The sequence below is a fragment of the Halorubrum tropicale genome, assembly GCF_001280455.1.
Taxonomy (GTDB): domain Archaea; phylum Halobacteriota; class Halobacteria; order Halobacteriales; family Haloferacaceae; genus Halorubrum; species Halorubrum tropicale.
Window position 1 is genome coordinate 1 of record NZ_LIST01000015.1, and the last position, 11,369, is coordinate 11,369.

At 66.7% G+C, this 11,369-nt stretch carries 13 protein-coding genes and 1 pseudogene; 10 read left to right on the top strand and 4 right to left on the bottom strand.

The annotated features are described in order from the left end of the window. From AMR74_RS19455 to AMR74_RS16780, 3 genes are all read left to right on the top strand, one after another. The coding region (locus AMR74_RS19455; protein ID WP_205625987.1) for a hypothetical protein at positions 1–187 on the top strand (187 nt) is incomplete at its 5' end. Next, the gene (locus AMR74_RS19365) at positions 184–3,114 is read left to right on the top strand and encodes a hypothetical protein (RefSeq protein ID WP_053773204.1); all 2,931 of its coding nucleotides are present in this window, start codon (positions 184–186) and stop codon (positions 3,112–3,114) included. The genes AMR74_RS19455 and AMR74_RS19365, both read left to right, overlap by 4 nt. Next, the gene (locus AMR74_RS16780) at positions 3,111–4,793 is read left to right on the top strand and encodes a UvrD-helicase domain-containing protein (protein ID WP_053773205.1); all 1,683 of its coding nucleotides are present in this window, start codon (positions 3,111–3,113) and stop codon (positions 4,791–4,793) included. The genes AMR74_RS19365 and AMR74_RS16780 overlap by 4 nt, the downstream gene beginning before the upstream one ends. 27 nt (positions 4,794–4,820) lie before the next feature. Here the strand turns inward: AMR74_RS16780 and AMR74_RS16785 are convergent, their stop codons facing one another. Next, entirely contained in the window at positions 4,821–6,221 is a 1,401-nt protein-coding gene (locus AMR74_RS16785; RefSeq protein WP_053773206.1) for a hypothetical protein, read from the bottom strand. A 55-nt stretch (positions 6,222–6,276) separates the two neighbouring features. On the opposite strand from AMR74_RS16785, the gene AMR74_RS16790 reads away from it, so the two are divergent. The 4 genes from AMR74_RS16790 (at position 6,277) to AMR74_RS16805 (ending at position 9,095) form a co-directional block, all read left to right on the top strand. Beyond that, positions 6,277–6,480: a hypothetical protein gene (locus AMR74_RS16790; RefSeq protein ID WP_053773207.1), complete on the top strand. Its 204-nt coding sequence runs from the start codon at positions 6,277–6,279 to the stop codon at positions 6,478–6,480. A gap of 28 nt (positions 6,481–6,508) precedes the next feature. Next, positions 6,509–7,117, top strand: a complete 609-nt coding sequence (locus AMR74_RS16795) for a hypothetical protein (RefSeq protein WP_053773208.1) — start codon at positions 6,509–6,511, stop codon at positions 7,115–7,117. A 118-nt stretch (positions 7,118–7,235) separates the two neighbouring features. Then, positions 7,236–8,507, top strand: coding sequence for a hypothetical protein (locus AMR74_RS16800; protein ID WP_139043058.1), 1,272 nt, complete (start codon positions 7,236–7,238; stop codon positions 8,505–8,507). A 141-nt stretch (positions 8,508–8,648) separates the two neighbouring features. Beyond that, the gene (locus AMR74_RS16805) at positions 8,649–9,095 is read left to right on the top strand and encodes an FxLYD domain-containing protein (protein WP_053773210.1); all 447 of its coding nucleotides are present in this window, start codon (positions 8,649–8,651) and stop codon (positions 9,093–9,095) included. Positions 9,096–9,308: 213 nt separating this feature from the next. Here the strand turns inward: AMR74_RS16805 and AMR74_RS16810 are convergent, their stop codons facing one another. Both AMR74_RS16810 and AMR74_RS16815 read right to left on the bottom strand, forming a co-directional pair. After that, complete coding sequence (locus tag AMR74_RS16810) at positions 9,309–9,767, bottom strand: hypothetical protein (protein ID WP_053773211.1); 459 nt, start codon at positions 9,765–9,767, stop codon at positions 9,309–9,311. After that, entirely contained in the window at positions 9,764–10,102 is a 339-nt protein-coding gene (locus tag AMR74_RS16815; RefSeq protein ID WP_139043059.1) for a hypothetical protein, read from the bottom strand. The genes AMR74_RS16810 and AMR74_RS16815 overlap by 4 nt, the downstream gene beginning before the upstream one ends. Before the next feature lie 150 nt (positions 10,103–10,252). On the opposite strand from AMR74_RS16815, the gene AMR74_RS16820 reads away from it, so the two are divergent. Together AMR74_RS16820 and AMR74_RS19370 are read left to right on the top strand one after the other, a co-directional pair. Then, complete coding sequence (locus AMR74_RS16820) at positions 10,253–10,495, top strand: DUF7389 domain-containing protein (RefSeq protein ID WP_053773213.1); 243 nt, start codon at positions 10,253–10,255, stop codon at positions 10,493–10,495. Beyond that, the gene (locus AMR74_RS19370; RefSeq protein ID WP_167551948.1) at positions 10,488–10,646 is read left to right on the top strand and encodes a hypothetical protein; all 159 of its coding nucleotides are present in this window, start codon (positions 10,488–10,490) and stop codon (positions 10,644–10,646) included. The genes AMR74_RS16820 and AMR74_RS19370 overlap by 8 nt, the downstream gene beginning before the upstream one ends. Before the next feature lie 267 nt (positions 10,647–10,913). Here the strand turns inward: AMR74_RS19370 and AMR74_RS19375 are convergent, their stop codons facing one another. Further along, positions 10,914–11,072: a hypothetical protein gene (locus tag AMR74_RS19375; protein ID WP_167551949.1), complete on the bottom strand. Its 159-nt coding sequence runs from the start codon at positions 11,070–11,072 to the stop codon at positions 10,914–10,916. Between the two features lie 99 nt (positions 11,073–11,171). Here AMR74_RS19375 and AMR74_RS19380 point away from each other — a divergent pair. Beyond that, positions 11,172–11,369, top strand: a pseudogene (locus AMR74_RS19380) (site-specific integrase); the annotation flags it as partial.

Here is an 11,369-nt window from a genome sequence, read left to right on the forward strand (position 1 = left end):
ATGGAGGAGGTGGGCGATGGGTGCTGAAGCCGGGACGCCCAGGGTGAGCGCTGACCCGAAGGACGCCCGTGGGTGTGACTGCGACGCCTCCGGCGACGTGCGCCGAGTCGTGACGCCAGACGGCGCCGTGGAGGTCGGTCGCCTCTGTCGGAGGTGTCGGAAGGACTACTGGAGGGTCACGTCGTGACCCGCGACGACCTCCGCGAGGAGATCGCTGAGGCGACCGAGGCCGCCCTCGAGCTCCATAGTGACGACGACCCGAGCGTGGCCGGCGTGCTGCCGAAGGTGATCGAACGCGTCGACGCCGATGTCGAGCTGGAAGAAGCTACGCCCGTGGTCGAGGCGGTCCTCGCCGGCGAGGAACCGGCGGGAGCAGATGTGCGGACCAACGGCCACGCCGAGACCGGCGGCGACAGCGAGGCCGTGAGCGCCTCTCAGGATGACGTGACGCTGGACCGAGGGACGATCCGCGAGCACTACCGACAGGTCGCCGACGCCGTCCGCCCCCTGGGCGAGCTCGCAGGGAAGCCGACGATGCTCATCAACGACAAGGTGGGCTGGTACGTCACCCGTGAGAACACCGACCCCAGCGAGGAGGAGCTCGGCCGCTACGAGAAGAAGCGCCGGGCGCGGGATTTCACCAACGACTACGACCGCGTCGTCGAGCAGGACGTCGAGCGGACGCTCTACGCGCTCACGTCGTACAAGCGACCCGAGGCCCTCGACCACTGGGAGGGCGCCACCTACGACGACGAGGCCGGCGCCTACGAGTACCTCAACGAGAAGCCCTCGCCCGACAGCGAGGACATCGCCGCCGTTGCCGCGTGGGGCGACATCGACCTCGCCGACGAGCTGAAGGCGCAGCGCTTCGACCTCGATGACGACACCTACGCCACCGCCGAGGCTGCTCTGGAGGCGTACGTCGACGCCTTTGCGGAGCTATACGGCGGTCGCGACGCCGTCTACGCGCTCGACAGCGTCGGCGGCGCGTACATCTTCGGCGCGCCCGAGGCGACGCTTCCCATCGCCCGCCACTTCGCGGCCGACGACGACGCCCGAGCTCGCATCATGGAGGCGTTCATCGAGCGGTCGAACGAGTTCCTCCAAGAGGCCGAGCAGCGCGTGAACGAGTCCGTCGACGGCGCTGACGAGGTCGTCCACCCGGACTGGGCGAACAACATCAACCGTCAGTACAAGATGCCGCTGGCGCTCCACGGTGATCACGACGCGGTCGTCACCCCGATCGACGTCGACGACATCACCTACCGCGAGCCGACGCCGGCGACCGCAGTGACCGAGGACCTCCGCGCCTCGGCGAAGGCCTGGTGCGAGTCGCTCACCAGCACCGACTACGAGGACCGCGTCGACGATCTCGTCGCTGCCCTCTGGCCCGAGGAGCACGCAGAGGAAGACAGCTGGGAGGCCGCCCTCGAGGCGTGGGTCGAGGCCAAGCGCGAGGCCGAGCGCGAGGAACGCCGGCAGCGCGAGGCCGCCCGGAAGCGTCGCGAGGAGCGCCTCGACGAGCTCGGTGGCGACCTCGAAGGCGCGTCCATCACGCCGTTCATGAAGGACGTCTACGACGCGCTCGACCGCGTCGACACGGGCGAGGTCATCCGCCGGTACGCTTCCGACGCGTGGGACACCGGGATCGACAGCTCGTCGAAGACCGAGTTCGACCCGTCGTGGCGGACGTCGTCGAGTGGGTCCTCCTGCTACGTCGACCATCAGAAGAACACCTTCGGTGACCCAGCCTGTGGCGGCGGTGGCTACGCCGCGAAAGCGATGGCTCTCGGCCGCCGGATCATCGGCCCGGGCGAGTCGGCCGCCGCCCAGCAACTCTCCGGCGAGGAGTGGGGCAAGGCCGTCGACGAACTGCGCGACGCCGGCTACGACGTGCCGGTCTGGACGCCCGAGGCTGGCTCCACCGCGCGCGACGGGTCCACCTACGACCAGATGCCGCTGTGGGCGCTCCGAAAGGCCGCGGTCGCGCTGGGCGTCGTCCCTGAGGAAGCGTTCATCGAGCGCGAGGGCGACGATGGCGGGACGTACCTCGGCTTCCCCGGGCCGAAGACGTACAACAACGCCCTCGACGCGGTCGAGGAGTACGGCCTCGAACACGGTCGCGAACGCGCCGACACCGGTCCGAGCTACCCGACCTACGACCTCTTCGAGGACCGCGACAGCGTCGACGTCGGGCTCCATCTGGTGCCGTTGAACGGCAAGGAGGCCCGCCTCGAGGTCTACCACAACGACCAGCGCGAGTACACCGAGACGCTGGACCGGGGCTTCTGGCGCAGCGGGACGAAGCGAGGTCGTGTCGCCGGCCGTGTCATCGACGAGGTCAGCGGCATCGACCAGGAGCTGCTCCGGGGCGCGCTGAAGGACGCCCTCGCGCAGGTCGCGCTCGACGAGGACGAAGACTGGTTCGAGGAGGCGATGCGGTCGCAGCGCGAGGAGGAGCTCCGCGAGCGGACCGAGCGCGTCGTGTGCTACCCCGGCGCTGAGGACGCTGAGTGGCTGGTCACGATGCGCCCGGCGCCGACGTCGCCGGAGACCGAGTCGCGGACACTGACCCTCGACTCCGGTCAGCTCCACAACGCCGACCCCGGCCACTTCCAGCAGCTCCACATCGGCATGTTCTATGAGAAGGTCCAGATCGACTCTGCCGAGTGGGCGAACCTCACGGACTACTGGCTCTCCATCCAGGAGATAAAGGAGCGCGAGGCCGACACGCGCCTGGAGGCCGCCATCGAGGAGTTCACCTCAACGGTCAACAAGATGCGCGTCTGGGCCGACCCCGAGGGCTTCGACTGGGACAGCCGGAACGGCCTCTACGTCGAGGACTTCACCGAGGACAACCGCGACGCCATCCTCGTGCCCGGGGCGTGGATGGAGTCGTGGAAGTACGACAACGACTACGGCGAGATCAACTTCTCGAAGGAGCTCCGCCAGCGCGAGCTCGCACTCCGCGGGAGCGTCCGCCGGACGATCAACAGCGCCCGCCGGATGGTCTGGCCGATCGACGCCGAGAAGACCGACTGGACCGCGGACGACGCGCTCACCGCCGTCGACGAGGATGACGAGGACGCGAAGCCGGAGGGACTCCGCGAATGACCCACGTGACGAAGCTGGTCGGTGCGCCCGGCAGCGGCAAGACGACGAAGCTGCTGGAGTTCGCGGAACGCGAGGCCGAGGAGCACGACACGGGCGTCGGTCAGATCATGTTCTGTACCTTCTCCAAGAGCGCCCAGCAGGAGGCGACAGAGCGGTTCATGGACGTCTACCCCGACTCGTCCGAGGAGACGATCGAGAAGCGCGTGAAGACCGTCCACGGGGCGTCCCTCGTGGCCTGCCTCATCGACGGCGACCTGGAGCGCCGGAGCCACAACAACCTCGACCAGCCCGGCCAGCTGCTCATCCGCCGGAACAACGACCGGGACGCGCCGTACTTCGGCTGGTTCTTCAAGAGCGAGTTCCCGCACGTCCACTACGACCCCGACGCCGACGACCCGATCAAGCGCCTCGGGGACGGCGAGGACGCCGAGACGCCGACCGGGAATCAGGTGCTCGCGCTGTACGACTACCTGAAGAGCAAGAACCTCGCGCTCGACCAGTTCTACCACACCCCCTTCTACGACGATCTCGACCTCGCGCCCGACGTCGTCCTCGACATTCTGGAGGGCTGGGAGGACTTCAAGGAGGAGAACGACCTCATCCAGGACGCCGACTACGTGAAGAAGGCGCTCGACGACGGCTGCCACCCGCCGACGGACGTGCTGATCATCGACGAGTTTCAGGACCTCTCCCCGCTCCAGTGTGAGCTCTACGAGCAGTGGCGCGACGCGGGCGGCCTCGACCGCATCTACATCGCCGGCGACGTCCACCAGGCCATCTACGGCTTCCGGGGGGCGAACCCCTCGTACTTCCGCGAGACGCCGGCGGACGAGGTGATCCACCACGAGGAGAGCAAGCGCTGTCCCGAGCGGATCGTCGACGCCGCCGTCCCGGTCGTCGCCCCGCCCGAGGAGCACGACGTCTCCCGGGTGAGCGCGTGGCGCACCGGCGGCCAGGTCGACCACGTTGGCGCGTCGACGCCCGGCCACCTGGGCGAGCTCGTCACCGATGCCCTCACCACCCACGACGAGGTCTACCTTCTGGCCCGGACGAACCGCCAGACTGGGAAGCTCGCCTACGGCCTTCGCGACGCCGGCGTGCCGTACCTCGGCTTAAAGCCCGACGGCCACCTCCGACGGTGGGAGCACCCGATGCCGATGCTGCTGGCGGCGTTGCGAGCGATCGACAGAGGGCGAAACATCCCGGTCGCCGTCGCACAGGCGCTCCTCGAGCGCGCGTCGTCGGCGCCGGCACGCGAAGAAGCGAAGCAGGACGCCGCCGCCGGCCGGCTCCGACCGGACTCCACGCTGTCGCGAGCGTTCACCGCCGACGAGGTCAGCGAGTGGTTCCCGAACGCCGACCGAGGCCGCGACATCGTCCCCCGGCTCTCGCTGCGGGAGTGGCGACGCGAGCTGCTCGCCGGCGCGCTGCGGTCCGGCGCCGTGAACGACCCGGGCGACGTCCGCGTCGGCACTATCCACGCCGCGAAGGGGCTGGAAGCACCGTGCGTCTTCGTGTTCCCAGCGTACTCGCGGGCGCAGCTGGAGCGGTTCCAGAACGGCGCCGAGGCCGAGGAGCGGCGGCTGTACTACGTGGCTATGACCCGCGCTTCCGAGTCCGTGCGTGTCGTCCACGACTACTTCGACGGGCAGGAGTTCCCACCGCTCGAAGCAGTCTAAGAAAATCCGCGAGAAAACTTCTTCGCGCTACCCTTCCCACTCCCAGGTGCTGATCCCGAGCTCGCCGGCCATCTGCTCGATCTGTTCTGCCCCAACATCGGGATCATCTCCCCAGACGCTACTCCGGAGACCACTCCCCCCGCCCGATCCCTTGATCAGCTCACCAGCCTCGGTGAACCGCCAGCCTCCGGGGTCGCCCTTGAGAACGGCGACGTCCGCTGCCCGCCCAGCGAGGTCTCGGCAGAGCTTCGTGACCGAACCTTTGTGAGATGCGGCCTCGATCTCCTTCGCGATCTGCGCCGACGAGAGCGCCCCATCAGCGCCGACGAGGACGTCGAGAACCTCCGCCGCGTCGATCGTCTTCCAGGTCATCCCTGCGATGCGGTCGGCCTCTTCGGCCACAACCGCATCGAGCTTCGCCTTCGTGAGCATGTTGTACTTGGAGACGACCGAGAGAACAGCCTCTCGCGTCACGACCTCGGCGGTGTCGAACTCCTCCACGGGACCGTAGATCGACCGGAAGAGCGATTCCTGCCCCTTCGTGAAGGGCTTGTCACCCTGCGGAAGCAAGTTGCCCTCCACCTCGACATCGGCGACGAGGTCGTGGATCAACAGGTGGTAGACATCGAACACACTGATCCCATCCGACTCTCGCCCCCCCAGAGCGTCGGATACGTGAACTGGGAGGTCCTCTGCCTTGAGGATGTCTCGGATGCGACGGTGGATGTCGCCTCTGACGGCCTTCCACGTCTCCCCGGCCTCGCGCATCGACTGGAAGCGCTCGCGATCGTCCTTGTCGTACCCGAGCTTCATGTCGTGCCGGTGGTCGAAGTACTCCAGCAGCTCGGCCATCGGATCCTCTTCAGGCTCGTCGAAGAAGCTCGCCGGGGCCCGGAGGTCGTAGTAGAACCCACGGACTAGCCCCCAGGCCATCTCTTGGAGTACCGTCTTCTCGCCCGGCCCTTCGTCCGGCACGATCGTCAACCGCTGGAGCATCTGACCGACGTCTCGTGCGAGCTCGGCCGGCGCCGACGTCGGGCGTCCTCCGTACGACGGGTTCTCACCGACGGTGAAAGCCTCGACGATGTCGTCCGGAGTTGGTTCGTGGTCCGTTCCGGCGAACCCGTCGACGGTCCGGAACGTGCTGGCCGGCGTGTTCTCCCACTCGTCGAACCCGGCCAGCGCTAACCACGCTTCCTTCCACTGGTCCTCGTCGAGGTAGCCGTTCTTCGCGAGGTGCTCGACGTCGCTCAGAAGGTGGTCGAGGCGGTGGCCGAGCTGCTCGGCTTTCTCCTCGACGGCGGCTTCGAGTTCGCTCTCGCGGTAACTACCCGTATCACCGCTGGCAACGTATTCGCGCTGACGCTTACTCAGCCCGTACGACGGCGGGCGGCTATACTGGCTTTCCGTAGCCTCTGGTTCAGTCACATGTAGAGGTTCATTTTCGGACATTTAAATATACCTGTGGTTGTACCTCTACAATATGGGTGGCAGCCCGCACTCAACCGAGCCGGCCCCGGCACAAGCGGCGACCAGCGCCGACGTCGTCGACGCCGTCGTGGCCGTCTACCAGAACGCGGGCGATGACATCACCGCGGCGACGGAGTCGGTCGCAGCAGTACAGGAGCGGCTTGGCACCCGCGCCCGAGAAGCGACCCACCCAGTAGGAAACCAGACCGAGCACTAGCGGCACCCGATTCACAGAAACCACATCTATGCCCCGGAGGACCAAGACGTTCGACCTGGAGGAAGAGAAGCGGCGACTGAACGAACAGCTCGACGAGCTCGCAGACAAAGAGGCCGAAGACATCAGAGCCGAGCAGGCCGAGGGCCAGACGTCCACTCCCCAGTGGGATCGGCAAGAACGGCGCGAGGAAGCCCAGCGCCTCGAGCAGATGCTCGTCGGTGTCGAATGGGCTCTCGACCCAGACAACGAGGACGAGATCGATCCGATCGAGGAGGTGACGCTGGGCGCGCTCAACGCCGCCGAGTACGGACTAGTGTCTGACTACATGGCCGAGCAGGTCGACCAGTTCCAGGGCCCGACCGAAGATGGGCGCGGCGAGCAGATGCGGCGGGCGATCTTCGCCACTGGGGCCATCATCGAAGCGCCGTTCATCGACGACGACGTCCGCAACAGCAACATCAGCGAGAAGTACCGGGAGGTCGCCCAGCTTGCCCCCCAGTTCGTCTACTGGCTCGAACAGCGCGGCGACGAACTCACGACCCCGGAGGTGGAGGGAAACGGGTTCGCGACGCGGGTCGAGGACAAGATGACGGAGGAGACCGCGCCGCCCAGTACGCCTTCGCCAAAGCACTCCTGATGCGCTACGGCCACGCCCCCGCGGAGATCGACAAGTACGCGTGGTCGGACATCGAGAACTTCCTGAACGCCCTCCCGGTGATTCAGGAGCGAGAGAGCCCGTTCACGGGTGAGTAACCATGTCAGATTTTTCAACATCAGTAACGTTAGACGTCGAGGTCAGCCAGGCGAGTCTCAGATCGACCAGAAAAACGGTCGAAGACGCGCTGGGTGACGTAAACGTCAGCACAGCCAGTGGATCGATGCCGAGTAACCAGTCCCCGTCGACGTCTGGTGCGATGATGGCCGGGTCGCCCTCGGCAGGATCTGACCGTCAGTCGTGGGGCGAGCACATCGACCTGAATGAGTACCGGAACGAGCTGCTCGAAGACCTGAACGACAAGATGGAGGACGGGAACTTCGACCGCGCATCCCGGCTCGGGAGCATGGGTGGCGGGCTCGCCCTCGGCGGGATCGCGCTCGGAGCGAGCGCGCTTTCGAACGTCTTGAGCAACTTCTCGTGGCCGTCGCTGCCAAAGCTCGAACAGCCCGGGTGGCTGCCGCCCGAGCTTCCTGAACCGGGGTGGCTGCCCCTCGGCGTCGACGAGCCAGAGAGTGTCCCGGTCGAGGAGCCATCGCCTGTGCCCGTCCAAGACCCATCTCCGATGCCGGTCAGCGAACCGGATCCGATGCCGGTGGCTGATCCTGATCCGATGCCGGTCGAGGATCCAAAGACGATGCCGGTCGAGGAACCGTCGCCGATCCCGGTTGAAGAGCCCGACCCGATCCAAGTCGAATTCGGCGTCCCCGACGTCTCTGGGGGCGACCTCCTTGGCGGACTGCTCGCCGGCGGCGCCGCTGTCGGTGGCGGTTTCCTCGGCCGAGAGTTCCTGAAGCGCGGCGGGCCGGGGTCGATGCCCGGCGGCGCCGGGGCTGGATCGAGCGGATTCGGCATCCCAGCGCCCAGCTTCCTCATCGGCGACCGCGCCGCCGAGGCCCAGCGTAAGGACCGTGACGAGCGGGGATTCATCGACCGGAAGCTGGCCGGCCTCGTCGACGGGCTCGGCGGAATCGGCGGGACTCGCATGATGCTCGCCGGCGGCGGCGAAGGATCTCTCGCGAACCTCGCTGGACCTGTGGCTAGAGCTGCTCTTGATCCCTCACCTGACCGAAGCTCCTACAGCCAGAGCGCCAGCACGAGACGGCCTGCGTCGCCGAATGTTGAAAACAATGTGAGCGCGGATGTTAGTCCGAATATCAGGATCAACCTCAGTACGGACCAGCTCGTCAAAGAGGTCCAGAGAGAATTCGACAAGGCCATGAGCGACGTCCGAAGCGACCTTTCGAACCAGATTGATGCTCTTGAGGCAGACTTGGAAGACCTCAAACGCCAGATAAGAGGGGGGCGCTAATGACCCGGACACTCAGAGAGACCCCGACACACAACAGCGCCCGCACCCTCTTCGGTTATTGGAGCTTGTTGTAAGCGGATACGGGTGTAGTCTTTCAACACCTGCCTACTGCTTAAGTCGGTCCGAGCAACACATCAGCACATGAACAGACGTGCGTACGTGGCCCTCGGGACGACGGCGCTCGCAGCACTGTCTGGGTGTGTGGGTTCGAGCACCGGCGAGGATGGGGGCGAGGCCGGCGCTGGAGGCGACGCCGCCTCCGATGACGTCCCGGAACTCGACGTCGGCGGTGAGCATCTCGCAGACCTGTCTCACCCCGACGCCGAGCTCGCGACGCACGCCTTCGAGTACGTCGGCGAGTCGACGCAGCCGTGGGCGGTCGTGGGGACCGCCTCACACACGCAGGAGGCCCGCGCCGACCTCCAAGTGAGCGTCAACTTCATCGACGAGGGCAACACGATCATCCGCGATAGCTACGACCTGATCACAGACGTCGCGAGCGACCAGTCAGCAGAGTTCATCGTTGAGTACGCCGGCGACGATCCCGAGCGCGTCAGCAAGTACGAGATCGTCGTCGACGTCCGGTGACTCCCACCCCCAACCCGACCGTCTTGATCACCGCCACGCGCGTTCGGTGAGCCGCGCGTTCGCCGACCGCGTTCGGCGGCCGACCGCGTTCGGGCGCCACTCGTTCGCCGCCGGCGACTGCGTGCGCGGCGGCAGACTGACACCACTACGACGCCGCAGTGACGCCAGAACGACATCGAACCGACGGCGGTGTGCCGCCGGTGCCGGCGCGTGCTACCCCTCGATCAGGTGGTAGTGCGCGGCGTCATCCTCGTCGATGCCGTCGCCGTTCGGGCGAGTGCGGGCGTCTCTCCGCTCCGCGTCGTCGTAGCCGTCGATGCGCTCCGCGATGAACGCGACGGCGTCGTCGCGGTCGTCGAAGACCTCGGACTCACACGCCCGCCGAGTGTAGACGCCGACCAGCTCGTCGTCGTCCCACTTCGGATCGAGCCGGGCGTACGACACCTCGGCGATCCATTCGGGTTCAGGCGGCTGATAGGGGCCGACGTAGGCCCGTGCCGGGAGTTTCACAGCGTCGGGGTCCTCGACGGTCGCGCCGGCGTCGCGAAGGTCCTCGACGGAGACCTCGCGAGCGAAGTCTTCTTGCCCGGTGCGCGGGTCGTGCCAGCGGACGCCGGGCGTGCTGTTCGCTCCGTATCGTGCGTCAGGTGCGAAGTATCGATCGTCGGTCATGTATGAGAGTCCTCCGAGGAGAAGCGGACGGTTCGCCCGTCCGCCGGTTCGCCGCCGTCGGCGACGGCGCGCGACGGTGGGAGATCGAGACTCAGGCCGTGGTCGGTCAGCGCCGCCGCGAACGGTTCGGTGCCGCCGTCGCGGAGGTAGACCTGCCCCCGCACCTCGCCGTCGTCGTCGAGCCACACACGGACGGACTCGACACCCGGCGCTGCGCGGAGCGCTCGGCGCGTCGCAACCAGTCGATTCACTCGCTCGTCGAACACCTCAGCCGGCATCCCGGCTGGCTTGCCCGGCGGGCGAGCGGTCGGATCGCGTGGGTCCTCTGTTGCCATGGGAGTCACCGGGGACCTCTGTCCCCGTATCCCTACTATGTAGGGATATAACCATAAAACCACCGGACGGAGTCGGGATCACAACTTTTATTGTTGTATCCCTACAAAGTAGGGATAGGGACGGAGGGAGACCTCCTCCCGGTGAATCCCATGGCAGGACACGACGACGAAATCGAGACCGAGGTAACGACTGAAGACGAGTTCTGTACGCTTCAGGTCCGCACGAAGCGGGGCGAAGGCACCCGCGATCAGGACCGGGTGACGGCCACGCTCGGCCGCGACTCGCTGGAGGCGATCGAGGAGGACCGCGACGAGTTCATCCAGATGGTGAAGGACACCGCCGAGGAGGCCCGCACCATCCAGCCCGACGCCGGCGAGGAGGACGATGCGTAACGAGCCGGTCGGCGTCCGACGCCTCGACCGGGCGCCGGTGATGACTCCCGACCGCGAGCCGCCGGGTGAATCGCACTGGTGCGAGGCCGTCGGCTCGCGCGTCTACGCGCTGAAGTCGGAGTGCCCGCACGGTTGCGCCGGTCGGCGGTAAGCGTCACCCGCCGCGCCGGTGATCGTCGCCGTCACCGGAGCGCCCGTCGCCGCGTTCCTTCTTGCGCGTTCGGTGTTCGAGCAGCTGCCCGCCCGCCGGTTGCTCCTGATCACGCTCTGATACGGTCAACCCCACGGCGGCGCTCCGTGTTCCAATCCGGGGCGGGCTTCTCACCGAACGTTTTTACAGGGCGGTCGGGATAGTTGGAAGCGTAGAGCGTTCCGCTCTACTGAGAGCCCCTCCCCTGAATCACCATTGCCATGGGATTCACCGGGGCCTCTCTACTACCATCGCGAGCGCTCGCTTCGGAAGACGTCGACAGCGTCGCTCGACACTACGCTTCCGGTGGACCACCCGGTCCGCCTGTCGGCGCTTCTCCAGCTCGTCGACGATCGCCTCCAGCACCAGCGCCGCGCTCGAAACCACTCATGACGGTCTCCATGGTACACCTTCAGACGAACGTCGTGGTTTCCCCGAAACTCGGACGTTCACTTTCTTACCCGCGGGGTGTGACCCCCCACACTGGTGCCACCAGATGGTGATTCAGGGAATCCCGACGTTCACGCGACCTCGTGGCTCAAACCGGAGCAGGTCGAGGCGATGCGAGATGCGTGTCTCTCCGGGCGCTTCCCCACATATCTACAGGACAGGAACGAGGCCGCGATCGCGCTGCTGTACGACGCGGGCCTCCGCGCCGGCGAACTCTGCGGCCTCGACGTCGAC